Origin of the sequence: Solibaculum mannosilyticum (genome assembly GCF_015140235.1) — a bacterium.
Taxonomy (GTDB): Bacteria; Bacillota; Clostridia; order Oscillospirales; family Acutalibacteraceae; genus Solibaculum; species Solibaculum mannosilyticum.
In genome coordinates this window covers 1768684-1788419 of record NZ_AP023321.1, presented here as the reverse complement: position 1 = coordinate 1788419, position 19736 = coordinate 1768684, and the positions used below count along the sequence as shown (strand labels likewise).

The window sequence follows — 19736 nt, the reverse complement described above, 5'->3', positions numbered from 1 at the left end:
AGCAGATGGGACGATTATCGGGAGAATATATCGGCGCTATCCTTTTTGTTCCTGCTGTTTTTATAAAACCGATACACCTGGAATATTCCAAGGCCAAAAAGAGAGATAAATAAAATCGCAATAACCCCGCCAAAAATAGTTTTTCCTATTACAGTAGAACCTTCTGTTTCATACAGAACTCGCTCTGAACCATCGTCCATCTGTTGGATGAGCTTGGTTTTGCCATAGGATGCCTCCAAAATATACTGGAATCCATCTTCATCAATTTCTCGTAGGCTCATTCTTTCTCGGTAATACTTGTCGAGGGCGCCAGGATCCATGAAATCATCTTTATATACTTGTTTGACACATTCTCCTTTTGAATTAAAGTAATAGATGTAATCTGTTCTAGTGGCAAAGACGATGAGATTATCCTCTGAATCAAAATCGCAGACATAAGAAGCTACATCGAGCTTTAATCCGTAAAAGAATGTTCCATCTGGATGGTAAACATTGATGACGTCATCGTCAAAATACAGAGCAACATTTCCTTTAGAATCGGCTGCGATACTGATTGCTTTGGCAGCGCCATGGTATTCTTCCTCTACTCTCTCCATATCAAGCTCATTGGCAGAAACGGATAAATATCCTAATGTTGTTACGACGACTAATAACACAAAAATAGAAAATATTTTTTTCATCTTTTACCACCCTAAAATAAAATCGTAAATCCCGTCAATTGTATCGTAAAGGAGAAGCCCATCTAACAAGATAGGCTCCTCCTTTTTCTATATTAGTGATAGATAAATAGGATATATGACGATATAAGAAGATAAATGGTATTGACAATAAGGAGAGAAGCAAGTTTCCATGGTTTGTGTTCTGTTTTACCACGACGTACCAAGCCTTTATAATCAGTGATAATGCCCCAAGTTCCCATACAGACAATGCCAATTACAAAAACTCCATAAAATATACAAATATGGCCAAAAGCTCTTCCGTGTACCCAATCTGGATCCCGCATAATCCATCGCATATAAAAATAGAAGGGAATCAGGCACCAAAAGATACATTCAGTAATCCATAGGCTTTTATAAGATTTAGCTCCTTTTTCAGGATTGTTTTTTTTTAGGGTTTTCCATAGTTAACCTCCTTACTCTTCCTGTTTCTCAGAACTAAAACATTTCCGATATTCTCTTCTTTCAGCAGCCAAACGTATATAAGTTGTCCTGGCATTCAGATATACCGGAAGAGGTATGTGGAATAGTAAAAGTTGTATTTCAGGAGAAAAAGAAAACATAAGTTCCGAAAATAATACAGGCAAGTTCAATTGCAACCAAAGAGATAATCTTCCACCATTTGTGATCGGTTTTTTCTCGGCGGACTAAGCCTACATAGTCTGCAATGGTTGCAGGCATAACCAACCAAAGCAGAGCGTACAAAAATCCTCCCTTCATAATCATCCCTAATGCTTGCAGGTCTTTTTCTTTCTGCCACTCAAAAATGTAATTTCTTGATGAAGCAAGAAAAAAGATAGCAATAAAAGCTATTAACGGTAAAATCCATAGACTTTTATAGGATTTAGCCCCCCAATGACGTTTGTTTTCTTCTGGTTCTTGCATGATTTTATCCTCCTGTTAACCTTCTAGAAGTTTTCTCATTTTAGCATGGGGATCTTTAGAATATTCAATAACATCTAGAAGTTGGTTACGCAATTCTCCTGTTGTAAGAGAATACATTGTCATGATCAATGTGGATGCTACTAAAGTTCCCCATCCCATTGGATTCCATATGTTTGCCATACCATAGGCTAACAAAATTCCACCTCCAGCAGCTAATTTTTCATAATTAGTCATAAGAAGTTTTTCGGAATACTGAAGATCTTCATTTACCCAATGTGCAGCTGTAAAACATATAGCTGATTCAACAAATGTAAAGGTTGTAAACGCAAGCCCAGCACCATCCCCAGATGACTTTCCTCCAAAATCGGCAAGTGCAGCAATTCCGGAGTTTTTATTTCCAAGAAAATCTCCCAGAAAAGTAAGGCTTTTACTTGCACCATTTTTTGAAGAAGAACCAGGTTGTTTCTTCTTATTTTTCTCAAAATAATTCTGATTTTGTTTTTTAGGGTGAAGAACACTCTGGTTGTAAGCCTCTATCTCAGCCCGCATATATTCTTGCTGTTTGCCAGAACCCCACTTGTCACGTTCCCAACGCATATAGTTATCCTGGAACTCGGACATGCCGGATGGATCGGAGCTGTTGACAAGATCGTTGAAATCTCAAAAAAACAAAGTAGGGGCGTATTAATATACATAATATGCCCCTACTTTCCTAGTCTACTTCCACCTCAGCTTTACCGTATCACGCTCACCATTTAAGTAATACTCACGGCTTTGCTGAGAAATATATTTAATTGCTTTAATCAACACTAATGTGAAAAATAATAATATCACGATGCCAACCACAAGTAAAAGAATTATCTGAGAAACTCCAGAATCATAAAAAACGATTTCTGTCCCATCATCCATTATTTTCACAAGCTGTTTATGCCAAAATGTATTTTTGAATACATAGGTAAACCCGTCACACTCGACCTTTTTGATTTTGCGTCGGCAATCAAAATAATCACTCTCTTCCTCATAATTTAAAAACATTGCCTCTTTAGGAGTTTCCCTTACGAGATCTCCATCAGAATTAAAACAGTAAATATTGTCTTGGCGAACGCCTGCAATTATAACATTACCCACTGAATCAAAATCGGAGACATAAGAACCTTCGGTATTGAAACGAAAGCCGTAATAAAAGGTTCCATCTGGATGATAAACATGGATCACGTCGTTGTCAAAATAGATTCCTACATTATCGTTTCGATCCACCATAATGCCAACAGCAGACAATATTGCTTCATACTCTTCATCAAGTCTTACTAAATCTAGTGGTTTTTTTTGTGCCGACACAGTTGTTATAGTGAATATCGAAAGGATAAACATACTAAAGAAAATACGAGCTAAAATTTTCATCAAATCACCACCCAATCATTTGATAAAAGGCTTTATCCATATAATAACTAAGATCAAAGTAGCCGCCTCCTAATGTCCAAGTATTACCTTGCTGGACATGAAGATCTACACCAGGAGATCCTATACCGACAGAAGAGGTAGCTCCACCATATACTTTTGACCCATCAGGAATGATGTTTAGATCTGCGCCTGCAAATATAGGAACTCCTTCAACAACAGTCCCAGCGGATCCACCACATTGAATTCCATATCCATCTAATTTATCAATACCTGGCGCATTAGTTACTGTTTTATTCAAACCGATAGATCAATCTGTAAAGCTACCGGTACCTATACCTGAAGTAAATGTAATCTGTGGTGCTATATGTCCTTTTGTATCCGCAGAAATTCCTATAGTTACATTAAATCCTCCGGCTGACACTGTTACCCCTCGACTATAGGTAGCAGATACATTTTTCCTTACTGTATTATAAGCATTGTAAAGAACTCTTTGTATAGGATTATGGCTATAATAATATTCTTCCTGTTTACCGGAACCAAAGTTTTTCGAGGGATACCTGCTGTATTTATACTCATCTTGCTTGCCAGAACCCCAACGGGCCAAATATTTCTTTTTGGCTAACATATAGTTATCCTGGAATTCGGACATGCCGGATAGATCAGAGCCGTCCACAGGATCATTGGAACAGTAGGAGAAGCCCACCTAAATAAGATAGGCTCCCCCTTTGCTGTAGTTTATTCTGTTTTGGCCATATCTTCCCGGCACTTTTTTAAGATAAATCGGATCATTCCCAACATTCCGACTGAAAAGATTAAAACGATACCTCCAATGACTATAAATGAATAAATAAGTTGAGAGTTTCCTGAATCGTAAAAGACGAATTCAGTGCCGTCATTCATTGTTTTTGTTAACTGATTATGCCATAATGAATGTTTCAAAACATAAGAGAAATCTCCACAATCTATTTTTCGAATTCGTTTTTGCTTATTATAGAACTTGTCCTCTTGAAATTCATCCATTACAACAGCTTTGGGGATTCTTCTGACTAGTTGACCGTTAGAATCAAAATAGTAAATATCATCTTGTCTAGCGTCTACAATCATGACATTCCCATTAGAATCGAAATCACTGGCATAAAATCCTTGAGTCTTGAACTGGAGTCCATAGAAAAAATCACCATTTGGATGATAAACATAGATAATACCATTTTCAAAGAAAATCCCTATATTATTATTTGGATCTACCATAATCCCCACAGCATTTACAGGAGTTGCTGATTCTTTTTCCAGCTTTACTAAACTTAGCGGCTGCTCTTCTGCGGATACATAGAAAGTTTGCATGAGTGTTACGAATACAAGAATAAATAGACAACACAATTTCTTCATAATTACCACCCAATCATTCTGTAGAAAATAGCATCCACCGCATAGCTAATATTAGCACCGGTATTTATATTCCACGTATTCCCTGTTTGAACATGCCCTTCAGCACCAGGAGAAGAGGATACGCCGGTTGAAAGAGTAAAGCCATTGTAAACCAATTACTTTATTACCGTCAAGACCTATAAATATAGGAACTCCTTCTACAGAACCGGAAACAGATCCTCCATATTGGATTCCTAATCCTTGTAAATCTAGAGCAGATGGAGCATTGGTTTCTGTTATATAGGCTCCAAGTGACCAATTTAGAAAACCATTTGTGCTAAGATTAGATGTAAACGTGACCTGAGGTACAATATTTCCCTTCGTATCCATAGAAAGAGATATTGATGCGCTATAAAAACCAGCAGATATAGAAAGTCCTTGTGTATGGGTGATGGGAGCGTGTCTGACAGCTTGGTACGCATTATAGAGAACTCTTTGCACAGGATTATGGCTATAATAATATTCTTCCTGTTTACCGGAACCAAAGTTTTTCGAGGGATACCTGCTGTATTTATACTCATCTTGCTTGCCAGAACCCCAGCGGGCCAAATATTTCTTTTTGGCTAACATATAGTTATCCTGGAATTCGGACATGCCGGATGGATCGTAGCCGTCCACAGGATCATTGGAACAGTAGGAGAAAGATATCGGGATTCATAATATAGAATTTATAAATAGTAAAAATTATTATAAATAGATATAGGGGAAATCCGTTACAAGACAGATTTCCCCTTAAGGGCTACATATACTCATCTAGAGCAAGATCTTTAAAAGGATCTATAGGTTTTCCTTCCACATAGATTTGATAATCGTTGTCTAATCTTGCCATATCTAAAACAGTGTAGTGATATTCAGTATACCAGTTATCTGAACGCTCAGTATATAGTTGGAAAGAAGAACTTAAATTATCATAGACTTCTGTAATATCAGAGGGGGGGATATTGAATTCATATCTATGAACTACAACAAATAGCTGATTGGATTGATTGGACTGAACCATTTTTAAAGAAAATACTTTGACGTTATTAGATGCGTCAGTAGAAGTCCATAATTTATAGCCATCCTTATGCTTAGCACCTGGACGGTTTATGTTCCAGCCATGATCTCCTTTCTCAATTACATCAATCTTAACGATAGGACTACCAGAAGAATATACGACAAAAGCACAAGACTCTTCTTCTACAATGGTTTGTACAGTAGCGCCAAAATGAGAATAGGTAAATGCTTCTTCAGGGGTTTCAAAATGAAAGAAGAGGTTCTCAAAAGGATATTGTAGAATAACGAATAGAATAATTTCTATGGCAACAAATCCAATTATCTTTTCCCATGTCTTTCTTTGTCGCAGTCGTGGGATAAATCGGAGACAGAGAAGGACTAAAATAGCAACAAAAATCATGATAACCAATCGAAACAAATAAAACCACATGAGAACCTCTCCTTACTTTTTATTTTTTATGGGGCAACGGGCGCAGGTGTAGGAGTTCCAGCTCCAGCGCCTGAAACTGCTGAGGCACCAGCCCAGAAAAAGAGAATTGGTTTGAGATCAATACTAAAAGTCTGATAAGCGGTTTCTGTTGTGTTGTTACTAACATCAACAACTGTATTGTTATAAAAGGAGACAGTACCTTCTAGTAGGGAAACGGAAACGCCAAAGTTTTGTGTTGTGTTTTCGCCAACGTAGCTAGAACCGGATACTCCAATATCTGCTAAAGAAAGATTGATTTTACTTCCCCATCCATCCCCGTCGAAGGCCAACCCGGCGGATGATGCAAGCCAATTGTTTTGTACGCCTCTGGCATAGACAGAAACAGGTCTACTAGAATCTCCCCAGCTATTGGTAGTGCTAGATGTCTTCTTTCCGGTTTTAGTTATAAAAATGAAATTATTATTAGAGGCAGGATAATCAACATCAATTACAGAAGAAGCGCCAGCGCCAAAGACGTTGTTATTGGCATCTTGTTGCTCTTCCCATCGCTTATACTCATCTTGCTTGCCAGAACTCCAACGGGCCAAATATTTCTTTTTGGCTAACATATAGTTGTCCTGGAACTCGGACATGCCGGATGGATCGTAGCATTGGAACAGTAGGAGAAGCCCATCTTGCCGAGATGAGCTCCTGCTTATAAATCACTTTACTGTATGGCAGACCACTCACTTTTTTGATATAGGTCTTTAAAAGGATCAACTGGTTTGCCATCAACATATATCTGATAATGATCGTCTACGTCGTCGACATCCAAAACCGTGTAGTAGTATTCGATGTGAGAAAGGTAAGAATCGGAAGTATGTATTTGAAATAATGAATCCAATGTGTCATGGATATCAGCGATTTCGTGAGAGTTACCAACAGAATCAAACCTATGAATCATAATAAATAATTGCCTTGATTGTTCTGACTGAACAACATTTAGAAAAAAGGTTTTAGATTTTCCTGTTGTATCGGTAGAAGACCAGTGTTTAGAGCCGCCATTACGTGGAGAAAAAGGACTGTTTATGTTCCAACCATAGGGCCCTTTTTCAATTACATCAGGATCAGCACTTTGCCCACCGGAAGAATATACCACAAAGGCACATGTGTCCTCCACCGAAACCGTTTGTATAGCAGCGCCGAAATGAGAATAAGCAAAAGCTTCTTCAGGGGTTTTAAAATGGAAGAAAAAATTCTCATAAGGATATGGCAGAAAAATTAGAAGTATGATCAGAAATAAGATAAAAGCGATTACCTTTGTTCGACGAGTTTTTTTCCTAAGCCATGGAATACAAAAAATGCACACAATGAATAAGGAAACTATGACTGCAAGAGCGATAAATCGAAATAAAAAATACCACATAAAAATTATCTCTCCTTAACCTTATGGATAAGCTGGTGCAGGACTTAAATTTGGTTGCCAAGAACCTTCGCCAGAGGGCTGTGCCTCGGGAGCTCCAAGGAAAAATATAAATGGCTTTAAATCTATGCTGAAAGTTTGATAGGAAGACTCTGTTATGTTATTACCAATGTCTGTTGAAGTAGTGGTAGTAACTGATATAGTGCAATCCTGTCCAATCGAAATTCCAAGGCTTTGCATTGTATTACCTATACTATAACTGATAGAAACTCCGATATCTGCCAAAGATTTAGTGAATTTTAGTGACCAGCCTTGGTAATTGAACGCTATTCCGGTATAAGAAGCTAACAGATTATTACTCACTACTCTAGCGAAGGCAGAGACCGGAGCACCAGGATTGCCATATTGTTTGTGGGTATATGTCGTTTTTGTTCCAGTTTTATAAGAGAAAATACCCCAGCTGTTACTGGAAGTAGGAGTGTTATACTCAGTTACAACAGACCCACCTATCCCTACAAGACTACCGCTTTTCTGAGGATGAAGAACCCTTTGATTGTAAGCCTCTGTCTCAGCCCGCATATATTCTTACTTTTTGCCAGAACCCTACTTGTCACGTTCCCAACGCATGTAGTTATCCTGGAATTCGGACATACCGGAGGGATCGGAGCTGTTGACAGGATCGTTGGAGCCTCAAAAAACAAAGTAGAGGCATATTAATCTACATAATATGCCCCTGCGTTCCTAGTCTACTTCCACTTCAGCTTTACCGTATCAGGTTCACCATTTAAGTAATACTCACGATTTTGTCTGAGCATACGTTTAATAATTACAACAAATCCTAATGTGAAAAGAAGAAGAAGTCCTACTATTATAACAAGTAAAAGAATTATCTGAGAAACTCCGGAATCATAAAAAACGATTTCTGTCCCATCATCCATCACTTTCACAAGCTGTTTATGCCAAAATGATTTCCTAAACACATAGGTAAATCCTTCACACTCGACCTTTTGGCTTTTTTGCCGATTGTAAAAATAATCACTTTCTTCCTCATAATTAAAAAACATTGCCTCTTTAGGAGTTTTCCTTACTAGATCGCCGTCAGGATTAAAACAGTAAATATTGTCCTGGCGAGCGCCTGCAATCATAACATTACCTACTGCGTCAAAATCAGAGACATAGGAACCTTTGGCATTGAAGCGAAACCCATAATAAAAGGTGCCGTCTGGATGATAAACATGGATCACGTCATTGTCAAAATAGATTCCTACATTATCGTTTCGATCTACCATAATGCCGACAGCAAACAATGTCGCTTCATATTCTTCATCAAGTTTTACTAAATCTAATGGCTTTTCCTGTGCCGACACAGTTGTTATAGTGAATATCGAAAGGATAAACATACTAAAGAAAATACGAGCTAAAATTTTCATCAAATCACCACCCAATCATTTGATAAAACAATTTATCTGCTAGGTATCCCATATCAAAATAACCTCCTCCTAATGTCCATGTATAACCCTGTTGGACATGGAACTCTGCACCAGGTGAACCACCGAATCCAAAAGAAGAAGTAACTCCACTATATGTATTTGGTCCATCAGGAATGATGTTTAGGTCCATGCCTGCAAATATAGGAACGCCTTCTACAACGGTACCAACGGATCCCCCGCATTGAATTCCGTATTCATTTAATTTATTGATACCTGGAGCGTTTGTTACTGTTTGATATAAACCGATAGACCAATCTGTAAAGCTACCGGTACCTATACCTGAAGTAAATGTAATCTGTGGTGCTATATGTCCTTTTGTATCCGCAGAAATTCCTATAGTTACATTAAATCCTCCGGCTGACACTGTTACCCCTCGACTATAGGTAGCAGATACATTTTTCCTTACTGTATTATAAGCATTGTAAAGAACTCTTTGCACAGGATTATGGCTATAATAATATTCTTCCTGTTTGCCAGAGCCAAAGTTTTTCGAGGGATATCTACTGTATTTATACTCATCTTGCTTGCCAGAACCCCAGCGGGCCAAATATTTCTTTTTGGCTAACATATAGTTATCCTGGAACTCGGACATGCCGGATGGATCGTAGCCGTCCACAGGATCATTGGAACAGTAGGAGAAGCCCACCTAAATAAGATAGGCTCCCCCTTTGATATATTAATGGTAAATAAACAGAATATACCAAGATACAAGAAGATAGATTACTTGAACTATAACCAAAGATGCAATTTTCCACCATTTGTGTATAGACTTTTTTGTATGTATTAAACCACGATAGTCAACAATGATGGCTGGAATAAAACCAAAACTTAGAAAATATATGCCGTATGCTGCATAGATGGCAAATGCTCCTCGAAAATTGTCTTGCCAGTTTGGATTACGCATTGATGTTCTAGCAGTTAAGTATACAAAAACAAGTGCTAATGAAATAAATAAAGACAACCAAAGACTTTTATACGATTTAGCAAATTTTTGTTGAGTGTTTTTTTTCATAGAAAGCCTCCTACTATTGTAACCCATAGATTTCATCTGCTAGGTCTTTTTGATTTTCTTTTGTATAATATTCAACAAGCCAATTACTACCTTGTGATGTTAGGTAAGTATAGGTTAGCGTAATGGCTACTGAACCTAATACCCCTACCCATCCAGTTGGATTCCAGATATTTGAGATTCCGTAGGCTAAAGCAACTCCGCCAGCTGCACTTAAAATTTCATATGAAGTCATAACCATTTTTTGATCAAATAAAAGATCTTCATTGGCCCAATGTGCAGCTATAAAAAGTGGAGTAGAAACAGCATAAGATACTTTTGCAACAGTTGCATTTGTAGCTAGTTGCCCAGATGCGCCAAAGCTTACGATATCACAAAAAGCCCCTCCACCTGTTTTTACCCAGTTAATGATAGTGCCGGATGTATTAAATGACTTGCTGACACCATTTTTCTTTTGAGCTTTGTCAACAAGGCTTTGTTGAGGATTATTTTTCTCATCTTGTTGCTTTTTCCACAGGGCATACTCTTCCTGTTTTCCAGAACCGAAACGTTTCCGATATTCTCTTCTTTCAGCAGCCCAACGCATATAGTTATCCTGGAACTCGGACATGCCGGATGGATCGTAGCCGTCCACAGGATCATTGGAGCAGTAGGAGGAGCCCATCTAATAAGATAGGCTCCTCCTTTGATATATTAGTGATAAATAAATAGGATATATGACGATATAAGAAGATTAAGAATATGGACAATCATAATTGAAGCAAGCTTCCATGGTTTGTGCTCTGTTTTGCCACGACGTACCAAGCTTTTGTAGTCATCAACTAGGCCATATGTACACATACAGACAATGCCAATTACAAAAACCCCATAAAGTATACAAATATGACCAAAAGCTCTACCATGTACCCAATCTGGATCCCGCATAATCCATCGTATCCAAAAATAGACAGGAATAAAACACCAAAGAAGAATTTCGCTAAACCATAAATTTTTATAGGATTTGACACCTCTTTTTGAATTGTCTTTTTTAGGATCGTCCATGATAACCTCCTATTGTGTAATGCCTAAGGCCTCTATTTTTTCCTGCTCATTCATTATCGTAAAGCGTTCCACTAATAAGTCACTTAACTTATTTGTAGCAATTGTATAAGTTACAGTGATAAAAACTGCGCCTACCATCCCTATCCACCCAGTAGGATTCCAACAATTAGAGATCCCATAGGCTAAGGCAATCCCACCCATTCCAGTAAGCACTTCGTAGCCTGTCATTGCGATCTTTTGGTTTGTGGTTAAAGCGTCATTTGTCCAGTGGGCTGCTATAAAATTAGGCATGCTAAAAGCTGTAGATATAACAGACAATTGCGGTGGTGTGGCTAGTTCCCTGGAGAGACCAATACCGATAGCATCACATACAGCCCCCATACCGGCTTTGCCATAAGAAACGGTTTTTCCCACAATGCCAAAGCCTTTACTATTGTTATTTTTCTTTTGAGCTTTGTCAACAAGGCTTTGTTGAGGTCTGTTATACTCTTCTTGTTTGCCAGAGCCAAAGTTTTTCGAGGGATACCTGCTGTATTTATACTCATCTTGCTTGCCAGAACCCCAACGGGCCAAATATTTCTTTTTGGCTAACATATAGTTATCCTGGAATTCGGACATACCAGAGGGATCGTAGCCGTCCACCGGATCATTGGAACAGTAGGAGAAGACGCTGCAGGAGGGGAAATCCCCGTTAGACGCCATCATGATGTCCGCGTTGAGGAACCGGCCTACCCTAGGATCATAATACCGGGTTTGTAGGTAGTAAAGGCCCGACTCATCGTCGTAGATGTACTCACGGTACCGGAAGGGGTTTAACAGCCCTAACGTATCTTTCATACTGCCTTCCCGTGATACCGGGACACCCCAGCTATCATACGTATATGTTACCACCATCTCACCGTTTTTGTCCATAAGCCCCGTGATGTCGCCTTGGGCATTTTTGATGTACCAATACTCTTCCCCTTGGTAGATGACGCTGAGCACGGCCCCACAGCTATACTGGAAGGTCAAGGTCTCTTCGCCCATCCAGTTCTCCTTCGTGAGGGAGCGAATGACGCCATCGATGACTTGGTAAGTGATACGATCCCCATCAGATGTTTTAGAAGTGCGCAGGCCATTTTCCCCATAGGTAAAGGATAGGTTGAGCCCTGCTTTTGAGATGATGCTTTTGAGTTGACGTCCCGCTTCCCAACTGAGGAGCCATTGGCCGTACATGGTGGGGTTGCCGATTTCATCGTATTGGATGCTGCCGATGTCGCTCTGATAGGTAAGGAGGTCTTTCCAAATTCCGTCCCCGTATTCGTAAACAGTTTGGGAACCGTTCCCGGGCTGGACTTCCCCAGTGGTGTAAGGATAGGTTTCTTTTTGCAGAATATTGCCAGCATTATCATAGGTATAGACAATGGTCTGATTGATTTGCCCATTGTCCTCCCGGATGAGCTGTCCTAGGTCGTCGTAGGCGAAAGCGATTTCTTTGCCGTCGGGCAGATAGATGCGGGAGATATGCCCCATCATATCGTATTCATAACTGGTGGCCTGGTTGTTTTGGATCAAATGCTTGACCCGGACAATTTCCCGGCCCTGGCTGTCCACATCGTAAAGGAAGGCGGAATTAAATTGGGCGCTCCCTGTGTTGATGGTGACGTTCCGCAAACTGCCGTCGTTGATGTGATGGTTGAAGGAGCGAACCGTATCGCCCGGTGTCAACTGGATTGCATTGATGAGCAAAGTCCCTTGCTGGGCAATGGAAGTTTTGATCCAGGCTCTTAGGCCGTTTTCTGTGAAGTCAGCGCCGAATGCCTCATCGATGGTGGCCGTCATGGTATAAAAATGCCACTTGGAATCATTGGGCACCGAGATTCTAGAAACATTTTCTAATGTGGAGATGGATCCAAATAAGTCATTGCTGCGAATATCAAATTCCATGGGAACAGACGGATGATCGGGATTATCATCCGTAGACTTTGCCCAGAAGGACATGGTCCAAGTTTGTCCCCCGAGCATGCCGTCAATGACGCGGATAGCTGCTGTTTTGGTCTGTCCATCCGGAGCAGAGATAGAAGTGGTTGGGTCGGTTTCCACAGGTGAATCAGAGCTGTCGATTTGATTGATTTGTGGACTAGCGATATTTTCCGCCGTATAATCTTCCTGGAAATTACCTTTCTGATTTTTTGTCCATACGTTGTCCACCCGATGCAGACTGACACCGTTGAGATACAATGTAGCTGCCTGATCGGAAGAATCCCAGAAAAGATAAGGGATGATGTAAGAGGTACCTTCGTTGTAAAGATCCTCGTCCATGGTTACTTGGACCGAATACCGATGCCATTGATCGTCTGCATGTAGTTGAATGTCTTCCCAAGTGGATTTGGATGCCCACAGAGAACCAATGTTGTCATGGCCATTGAATTGAAAACGCATAGTGGTACCGGCGGCATCGCTATCCAACTTGGCATAAAAGGATAATTCCCACACTTCGTTTGGCTGTGGGACGCTTGTCCGGAAAGCGTCATAAGTGCCGTGCCATTGTCTGCCCGAACCTGTTTTTTCCCATTTGGCGGTGTTATCATAGGGCACTGGGGCATTTACAGAGGAACTGTCTACAATAGTAGCGAGACCGCCGTTATTTGTATCGGTATTGGAAAGGCCCTCCGGCACCCAAATATCTTCATAGACATTGGTAAAGGTAACAGCATTGAGCGAAATAGTACCGGTTCCGCCAACCCATTGTATGGTAGGGGAGACCCATTGGACAGATTCATATAGAGGATCTTCCAACTCGATGCAGGTTTCAAAGTACCGGTATTGTCCATCGGCATTCTGACCGTTAAGTTCCAGTGCAGCATAGTCGGAAAGGGGAACCTGTTCTCCTGAACCATTTTCACCGAAAGCTTGCATACGCAATGTGCCGGCTGTCCCCGGTTGAGCTTGATACCAGAAGGAAATGGTGTACTGTTCGCCCGGACGGGGGACGGTGGTATGAAGCGATCCATAGTTTGTAATACTGTCCTCTTCCGAGGACTTGGTTAAAGTAGCCGTAGGCTGATTCTTGACAGGGGCAACTGCGAAACTGTTTTCCATGGTAATGGAACCTTCTGGACCGGTAAAGCCGTAGGTGTCGGCATTGCTGGTCAGGTTTTCTTTGGTGTAGAGATTTTTACGACGGTCGTAGCTGTAATCGTAATCTATATAGCCGCCGCCTGCCGTCATGACCTGGGTGACAAGGTCGTCCTGGTTGTAGAGGTAACGGGTGTTCTGCGTCGTGCTTCCGTAAATCTCTTCCACTTTAACCAGGTTGTTGTTAATATCGTAGTGATATTGCAACGTGTACTCCGATCCAAAATGGATCTTAGACAGACGTTTGCTTAAGTCATATTCGTATCGGACAGTGACGTTGTTTTGTGTATCGGTTTGGGAATGGAGGAGACCTTCGCTATTGTACTCGTAAGTATAGCGGTCTTTCTGATCTCCATCGTAGCGTACCCCTATTACGCGGTCTTGACGATCGTATGTATAGGACTTAATGGCTCCATTGCCATAGGTGAGGCTTTTCACCAATCCACTGGCGACCCCATTGGTAGCGGGAACATAAGTATTGCCGGAGAGGAGCCGTTTTTCCCCATTTTCACTGGCCACATAGGTGGCGGAAATTCGTCCCATAGAGTCGTAGTCAAAGAGATATTGGAACCCGTTGTGGGTGACACTGGTCATTTTGTCGCCAGTATAACCATATTGGTTGTCTAGAGACTCGTCACCGTTTGTGGTTTCTACACGGATGACGCGTTTTAAATCATCATAGGTATAAGTAGTAACAACGCCTTTGGCATCGGTGACGGTGTGGACAGTACCATCGTCATTGTAAGTATAGCTGACGGTATTCCCAAATACGTCGGACTGGGACGTCAGATACTGCCCATCCTCGGTATAAACAGCTGACCCGGTTGTATTGGAAGTTCTGGAAGTCTTTTGCGACTGGGCAATGTTGCCGTTTTGATCGTAGTAGTAGGAATAATCGATGCCTTCCGCTGAGGTAGCGACTTCAGGCTGATGGTAGTCATTGTACTGATAGGTATAAGAAGCGCCTTTGGGATCCGTGCTTTTGACCATGTCGTTGTCGGTATCGTACTCAAAAGTGGATTCCTGTTTGTCGTAAGCGGTGGTGGAGATGACGTTTCCATCCTCGTCGTAGCGGTAGCTTTGACCAAAGTAGTCCTTGTACAAAAAGGCTCCGTCGATGTAAATACGGTTGACGTTGTTTTTGTACTCAAAAATCACTTTAACGCTGTCGAAAGACTGTTTGGCTATGATGGTATCGCCCACAAACTGCCATTCGTCACAGAAGGTGTTGGCGTCGACTTCCTGGGATTGAACTTTACTGTCGCCGCTGTAGAGCTCGATGCGCACCAAGCAGGTGATATCGTTGAGTTCAGCCGCCTCGCCATGCAACTCCGGGGCGGAATCGGCTAAAATCCATCCGCCATAGTTGAGAGTGGTGCCCTCCTCGCCTTTGACGTAAACAGTATCATAGGCCTGGCAATCTAAATTCGGGGTGCCTTCCATACAATAGCAGTTGCCCGTCATTCCCATTTCCATCTGGCCGTCCATCCAGCCCATGCCATATCCATGGGAGTTGTCCCAATGCCAGGGGGTTCCACCAGTGTAATGATAAAAGTCAGGATTTTCGATTAAATTAAATCGGTTGGGCACAGACCCCTCTTCCACTTGGACACAGTCAAAATAGGCATTGCCCGTTCCTCGCTTGTGGAGGACCAGGTTAACCATACGTCCAGATGCGTCGGAGGGAAGGGTGATGGTAGCCGAGATGCGCTGCCATCCGTTTCCTTTTTCTACAGTAGAAATGGGAGAAGATACGATTGCTCCCGATGCATTTTTATATTCCATTGAGAGGCCGGCAGTAGAGGATTCGCCATCCCCCTCTTCATTTTTCACATAGGAGGAAAAAACGTATGTATCACCTTTGTTGAGCTCCAGATATTGGACGGCGGTTACTTCTCCGCTGTCACTGCCTGTCAGACAATAAGAACGCTTGCCTTCATAAGCATCTTCTGTAGAGAAGTTTCCTCCATTCCAATGCCCGTCCTCTTCAAAGCTGTTGTTTTGCAAAAGATTGCAAGAGACCTTTTGCATATCGGATGCCATTTCCATCCTGTTTTGGCCATAAGGCTCACCATTTCCATCTGGGTTGATATCGTTAGGCGCATAATATTTGTAAAATTGAGCCTGTCCTTCGTCGTTGTAGATACATTTGGTATTGCCGAATTCATTAAACTGATAGGTGCTTTTCCGTCCCTTGTGATCGGTTACCTTAGTTTCCTTGATAGAATAATCAAAGGTGAGCTGGGAGAACTTATTTGCCGTCCCTTCGTTGACATAGCTTCCTTCCAACAAAATGACGTTGCCATTGGCATTGTAGGTCATATCCACCCGGTCGCCAAACCGGGATTGGGCAGATATAAGGCCATGCTCGCCGTAGGTGAATTTTGAGTCGTCGTTTGAGGTGGTATCATCATAGCCGATGCCGGTCAATTGGTTATCGGTGTAGCTCATACGTTGCTGACGACCATCGGGGGTCGTGATGGAGGAAAGATTTCCACCATCGTAGGCAAATGTGAAGATGCGGTTGGTACCGTCGGCAATGCTTTGGATTTTTCCTGCGGAATCGCGGCTTATGGTGATTTTTTGATCCCTAGCATTGCATACCGTTTTTAAGGCGCCGTTTTGATCAAAATTCAGTTTGTTGTCGTCTTGATCCGTGATAACATAACGGGCGTCGCTGCTGCCCGTGTCGATTTTTAATTTGAGTTCCAAGCCGGAGCTATCTTCATATTCATCTTTTGATTCCGTTGCATCAAAGGAATGTTTGGTTCCGTCGGAATCCCGATAGATATAGTATTTCCGATCCCCAATAGTTTCGAGTTTAATAGTCTGGTCGTAATTGGTCTGCCAACCGAGGCCGTAACCTATATTTTCGTCTTTATAAGTGGAATTGTATACATGGCTGATGGCAACCGGCATAATGTTTCCACCTAAGCCCAAATCATCATGAGCATAGGTAAGGTGACCGGTATGGTTCTGGACAAAGGCGGAACCTGCTTCTCCGGCGCTAGTAGTTTGATAGGTCCAGAAGTTTTCCATGCCGGCGGTATTCATGTATGTGATATATAAAATAGGATAGCTCTCAGGATCATCATTCATAGTGGAATCAGCTCCGAATTCGCCAAAGAAACAGAATCCTTCTTCCTGATTGAGCTGCAATTCCAATCCGGTGTTGACGCCTGTATTGTACCATTCTTTAGCGATCTCAGTGATGTTAAAATTATAGTCGTAGTTGTTGATACGTGCCATTTTGTAGTCCACAACACTGGGATCAAATTCAGGCTGTGTGTTCCAGGTGACGGTAGAAGGATCCCAGTCGCTTGTAACACGGTGGGCGGTGAAATAGTAGTTTTCAATGCCGTCGCTGTTCCAGCCTAAATAGTGGGTAGCGATGGGGGTCAGTTGTAAATAGGTGGATGTGACAAAATCGGCAGGTGTTAATGTGGGAAGAGTAACTTTAATAAGAGCACGGCAGGCAGCCGGAATCTTAGCGCTGGCTGACCCCACCCAAATACGAGCTTCATTGCGAAGTTTTGTGGTGGGCATACTCTCTTTGATATAAGTAGATTGTACACCTTTGGTATCTTGTTCTGTTTCCACGGTGGGATCGATGGTGATGGGATAGACGCGCTCCGGTTCGGACATCCATCCACCATCCGGAATGAGTTCGTAGCGATAGCCGTTTTCCGATGGGGTAAGCTTTACCTCAACTGCGTCGCTGTATTCTCCCACAGCGTCGTACATAACAGGAGCCTGCATGGAAAAAATGATGTTTCCCTGTCCATCTAAGAAAGTAATGCTTTTATCTTCATTTAAGACGGCGCTGGCGTTCTGACACTCTAGGTCAAACTGGTAGCTGCGAATGCTGGAAAGGTTCTCAACGACAATGTTTTCCTTGATGGTGGTCCCGTTGAGGATATACTCAATATCTGTCCCCGGTAAAATATCTTGATAAGTACCGGAGGACTTTACATCTTTTACCGCAAATGGATTGGATGGCTCCGTACCGTCCGGCTGTGAAATGGTCAAATTCTTTTGTCCTGCGTCCTGAAGGTTCCAAGAGATGCTGGAGGATTCCTTTTGAAGCTCAATCAGTTTATTTCCTTCCCCCTCGGAAAAGGATACCCGGAATCCAGCTGCCTGGTTGGAAATTTCCTGATCCCCGTTGCTGGATCTGGTGAGAGGTTCTTTCTCAAGGGAGTTGTCGATTTCCTGCCACTGGCCATCTACCAGTTCATGCACTGTTTGAGGATAGGTTGCGGCGATAATTTGGCCGCTCTCCAATAAGAAATGTTTGACATTGGGTTCCCGTTTCTCTACGATCTCACCCACGATATCCTGTGGTGAAATCTCCGAAGGAGATGTTTCGGGCTGTTCCTCCCAAAACTGATGCTGTTGCTGCAATGCTTGGATATTTGCCGCAGCCTCTTGGGCAAAAGGTTGGATCGGCGAAACCTGCGCCGCAAGCAGGAACGCCAATGTCAAAGCCACAGATCGGATCCATTTGTTGATTTTCATTGTTCTACCTCCTCATACAAATCCAATGTAAGTTTTTTCTCCTCGATCGGTCATCCCACACCATTTTTAAGCATAATTTTTATATCATCATTGCCAGTACCCCCTATTGCAATAGATGGTTGAAAAAGGACTCAGCATCCAGCTGAGTCTTTAGCCTGTACCGAAATAGTCCTATGCGTCAATATATCTAAATTTTAGGTATTTAGTTAATTTTATTGTTGAATATCTCTTTCTGCTCGGCTTAATAATTACAATATATTTCAAAAATAAAAATATTATCTATTGAATATTATCATATAAAAGATGGGTTATCAATATTTATTGAATTATTTATTAATAAATTGTAAATCAAAAGAAGATCGCCGGCTTTCAAAGGAAATATTTTAATCGTCTTACTGGTGGCCAGTGACAACACCTTCAATAACCTATATAGGGGATCGGAGATCGTCCAGCTTCTCTTCCATGGGTGGCAACTTATCCAGTTTGAAATTGTTAGTCACCTGGTTCTCAAGGAGCAGCTGCACTGTGGAACCGATTTCATTTTCCAGCCGAAGGTTTGTGCGCGTTGTGGTTTCCTCAACGGTACCTAACTGTTATCCGAAAACAAGACAGGTCAGCTTAGTAGATCACTAAGCTGACCTGTCTTGTTGTTACCGTTTCCTGGATGGAAGTCGAGTTGCGGCAGTTAAAAGACTACTACGCCCCGTCTTTTTTGTTTTTCAAAGAATATTTACAAATAAGTATGAAAATGTCCTTGACATGAGTATGATTTCATACTATAATCCTGTTATTCGAGTATGAAAACATACTAAGGGAGGTAAGACCGTGCAGGAAAAACTAAACGAACTGTTGATGGACTTTAACAAGATCAACAAAGAGTGCAACGAACTATACCACAAAGTAGCTTCAAAGATGGGGATTTCAGACAGTGCCTTTTCTATCTTTTATACTCTCTACGATTTAGGTGACGGCTGTCTGCAAAAGGATATTTGCTATGAATTTTTTGCAAATAAACAGACAGTTAATTCTTCTATTCGGAAGCTGGTACAGGAAGGATATATTTATCTCAAACAGGGAGTTGGCCGGGATAAGCATATTTTTTTAACCGAGGCTGGAAAACAGTTTGTCGAAAAGTATATTGTGCCAGTAGTCCAAAAAGAAAATGCGGCCTTTACCGCTCTGAAACAGGAAGAACAAAAGGAACTTTTGCGTTTGGCAAATATTTATATGGAAAGTTTGAGGACAAAATTAAATGAGCTTTGATTGTATTTTCCGATAAGATTATCATATTTAGGAGGGAATACAG

At 41.5% G+C, this 19736-nt stretch carries 19 protein-coding genes; 1 reads left to right on the top strand and 18 read right to left on the bottom strand.

Features of this window, described 5'->3' with window-relative positions; translation table 11 throughout:
* Positions 1 to 14 precede the first annotated feature (14 nt).
* The 18 genes from C12CBH8_RS08495 to C12CBH8_RS08410 form a co-directional block, all read right to left on the bottom strand.
* The gene (locus tag C12CBH8_RS08495; protein ID WP_099322528.1) at positions 15 to 680 is read right to left on the bottom strand and encodes a hypothetical protein; all 666 of its coding nucleotides are present in this window, start codon (positions 678 to 680) and stop codon (positions 15 to 17) included.
* 579 nt (positions 681 to 1259) lie between these two features.
* Complete coding sequence (locus C12CBH8_RS08490) at positions 1260 to 1601, bottom strand: hypothetical protein (protein WP_090264395.1); 342 nt, start codon at positions 1599 to 1601, stop codon at positions 1260 to 1262.
* Between the two features lie 15 nt (positions 1602 to 1616).
* Complete coding sequence (locus C12CBH8_RS08485) at positions 1617 to 2198, bottom strand: hypothetical protein (RefSeq protein ID WP_099322527.1); 582 nt, start codon at positions 2196 to 2198, stop codon at positions 1617 to 1619.
* A gap of 120 nt (positions 2199 to 2318) precedes the next feature.
* Positions 2319 to 3002 (bottom strand): NHL repeat-containing protein, encoded by a 684-nt coding sequence (locus tag C12CBH8_RS08480; RefSeq protein WP_099322526.1) that lies wholly within the window; start codon positions 3000 to 3002, stop codon positions 2319 to 2321.
* 4 nt (positions 3003 to 3006) lie between these two features.
* Complete coding sequence (locus tag C12CBH8_RS08475) at positions 3007 to 3300, bottom strand: hypothetical protein (protein WP_143269560.1); 294 nt, start codon at positions 3298 to 3300, stop codon at positions 3007 to 3009.
* Positions 3301 to 3309: 9 nt separating this feature from the next.
* A complete protein-coding gene (locus C12CBH8_RS08470) occupies positions 3310 to 3627 on the bottom strand; it encodes a hypothetical protein (protein ID WP_143269559.1) in 318 nt (105 codons plus the stop codon).
* Positions 3628 to 3737: 110 nt separating this feature from the next.
* Positions 3738 to 4388, bottom strand: coding sequence for an NHL repeat-containing protein (locus C12CBH8_RS08465; protein WP_099322525.1), 651 nt, complete (start codon positions 4386 to 4388; stop codon positions 3738 to 3740).
* Positions 4389 to 4487: 99 nt separating this feature from the next.
* Positions 4488 to 4997 (bottom strand): hypothetical protein, encoded by a 510-nt coding sequence (locus tag C12CBH8_RS08460; protein ID WP_143269558.1) that lies wholly within the window; start codon positions 4995 to 4997, stop codon positions 4488 to 4490.
* A gap of 169 nt (positions 4998 to 5166) precedes the next feature.
* Entirely contained in the window at positions 5167 to 5853 is a 687-nt protein-coding gene (locus C12CBH8_RS08455) for a hypothetical protein (protein ID WP_215533004.1), read from the bottom strand.
* Positions 5854 to 5879: 26 nt separating this feature from the next.
* On the bottom strand, positions 5880 to 6461 hold the full coding sequence (locus C12CBH8_RS08450) for a hypothetical protein (RefSeq protein ID WP_215533003.1): 582 nt from the start codon (positions 6459 to 6461) through the stop codon (positions 5880 to 5882).
* 98 nt (positions 6462 to 6559) lie between these two features.
* Positions 6560 to 7258: a hypothetical protein gene (locus tag C12CBH8_RS08445; protein WP_215533002.1), complete on the bottom strand. Its 699-nt coding sequence runs from the start codon at positions 7256 to 7258 to the stop codon at positions 6560 to 6562.
* A 21-nt stretch (positions 7259 to 7279) separates the two neighbouring features.
* Entirely contained in the window at positions 7280 to 7834 is a 555-nt protein-coding gene (locus C12CBH8_RS08440) for a hypothetical protein (protein WP_215533001.1), read from the bottom strand.
* 167 nt (positions 7835 to 8001) lie between these two features.
* Positions 8002 to 8685: an NHL repeat-containing protein gene (locus tag C12CBH8_RS08435; RefSeq protein ID WP_215533000.1), complete on the bottom strand. Its 684-nt coding sequence runs from the start codon at positions 8683 to 8685 to the stop codon at positions 8002 to 8004.
* Between the two features lie 4 nt (positions 8686 to 8689).
* Positions 8690 to 9313, bottom strand: a complete 624-nt coding sequence (locus tag C12CBH8_RS08430; protein ID WP_215532999.1) for a hypothetical protein — start codon at positions 9311 to 9313, stop codon at positions 8690 to 8692.
* Positions 9314 to 9421: 108 nt separating this feature from the next.
* Positions 9422 to 9757, bottom strand: coding sequence for a hypothetical protein (locus tag C12CBH8_RS08425; protein WP_090264383.1), 336 nt, complete (start codon positions 9755 to 9757; stop codon positions 9422 to 9424).
* Positions 9758 to 9770: 13 nt separating this feature from the next.
* Positions 9771 to 10340 carry a hypothetical protein gene (locus tag C12CBH8_RS08420; protein ID WP_141682364.1) on the bottom strand — a complete coding sequence of 190 codons (570 nt, stop codon included), beginning with the start codon at positions 10338 to 10340 and terminating at the stop codon, positions 9771 to 9773.
* 107 nt (positions 10341 to 10447) lie between these two features.
* Entirely contained in the window at positions 10448 to 10795 is a 348-nt protein-coding gene (locus C12CBH8_RS08415) for a hypothetical protein (RefSeq protein ID WP_090264380.1), read from the bottom strand.
* Positions 10796 to 10804: 9 nt separating this feature from the next.
* A complete protein-coding gene (locus C12CBH8_RS08410) occupies positions 10805 to 18430 on the bottom strand; it encodes a DNRLRE domain-containing protein (RefSeq protein ID WP_215532998.1) in 7626 nt (2541 codons plus the stop codon).
* Between the two features lie 825 nt (positions 18431 to 19255).
* Here C12CBH8_RS08410 and C12CBH8_RS08405 point away from each other — a divergent pair.
* Positions 19256 to 19693 (top strand): MarR family winged helix-turn-helix transcriptional regulator, encoded by a 438-nt coding sequence (locus C12CBH8_RS08405; protein WP_215532997.1) that lies wholly within the window; start codon positions 19256 to 19258, stop codon positions 19691 to 19693.
* Positions 19694 to 19736: the final 43 nt, after the last annotated feature.

Excerpts from the sequence above, each read along its gene's own strand:
- C12CBH8_RS08415 (WP_090264380.1), bottom strand. The coding sequence starts at position 10,795 with ATGGACGATCCTAAAAAAGACAATTCAAAAAGAGGTGTCAAATCCTAT.
- C12CBH8_RS08455 (WP_215533004.1), bottom strand. The coding sequence starts at position 5,853 with ATGTGGTTTTATTTGTTTCGATTGGTTATCATGATTTTTGTTGCTATT.
- C12CBH8_RS08465 (WP_099322525.1), bottom strand. The coding sequence starts at position 4,388 with ATGAAGAAATTGTGTTGTCTATTTATTCTTGTATTCGTAACACTCATG.
- C12CBH8_RS08480 (WP_099322526.1), bottom strand. The coding sequence starts at position 3,002 with ATGAAAATTTTAGCTCGTATTTTCTTTAGTATGTTTATCCTTTCGATA.
- C12CBH8_RS08410 (WP_215532998.1), bottom strand. The coding sequence starts at position 18,430 with ATGAAAATCAACAAATGGATCCGATCTGTGGCTTTGACATTGGCGTTC.
- C12CBH8_RS08490 (WP_090264395.1), bottom strand. The coding sequence starts at position 1,601 with ATGCAAGAACCAGAAGAAAACAAACGTCATTGGGGGGCTAAATCCTAT.
- C12CBH8_RS08485 (WP_099322527.1), bottom strand. The coding sequence starts at position 2,198 with ATGCGTTGGGAACGTGACAAGTGGGGTTCTGGCAAACAGCAAGAATAT.
- C12CBH8_RS08445 (WP_215533002.1), bottom strand. The coding sequence starts at position 7,258 with ATGTGGTATTTTTTATTTCGATTTATCGCTCTTGCAGTCATAGTTTCC.
- C12CBH8_RS08420 (WP_141682364.1), bottom strand. The coding sequence starts at position 10,340 with ATGCGTTGGGCTGCTGAAAGAAGAGAATATCGGAAACGTTTCGGTTCT.
- C12CBH8_RS08435 (WP_215533000.1), bottom strand. The coding sequence starts at position 8,685 with ATGAAAATTTTAGCTCGTATTTTCTTTAGTATGTTTATCCTTTCGATA.
- C12CBH8_RS08430 (WP_215532999.1), bottom strand. The coding sequence starts at position 9,313 with ATGTTAGCCAAAAAGAAATATTTGGCCCGCTGGGGTTCTGGCAAGCAA.
- C12CBH8_RS08495 (WP_099322528.1), bottom strand. The coding sequence starts at position 680 with ATGAAAAAAATATTTTCTATTTTTGTGTTATTAGTCGTCGTAACAACA.
- C12CBH8_RS08450 (WP_215533003.1), bottom strand. The coding sequence starts at position 6,461 with ATGTTAGCCAAAAAGAAATATTTGGCCCGTTGGAGTTCTGGCAAGCAA.
- C12CBH8_RS08460 (WP_143269558.1), bottom strand. The coding sequence starts at position 4,997 with ATGTTAGCCAAAAAGAAATATTTGGCCCGCTGGGGTTCTGGCAAGCAA.
- C12CBH8_RS08440 (WP_215533001.1), bottom strand. The coding sequence starts at position 7,834 with ATGCGGGCTGAGACAGAGGCTTACAATCAAAGGGTTCTTCATCCTCAG.
- C12CBH8_RS08470 (WP_143269559.1), bottom strand. The coding sequence starts at position 3,627 with ATGTTAGCCAAAAAGAAATATTTGGCCCGTTGGGGTTCTGGCAAGCAA.
- C12CBH8_RS08425 (WP_090264383.1), bottom strand. The coding sequence starts at position 9,757 with ATGAAAAAAAACACTCAACAAAAATTTGCTAAATCGTATAAAAGTCTT.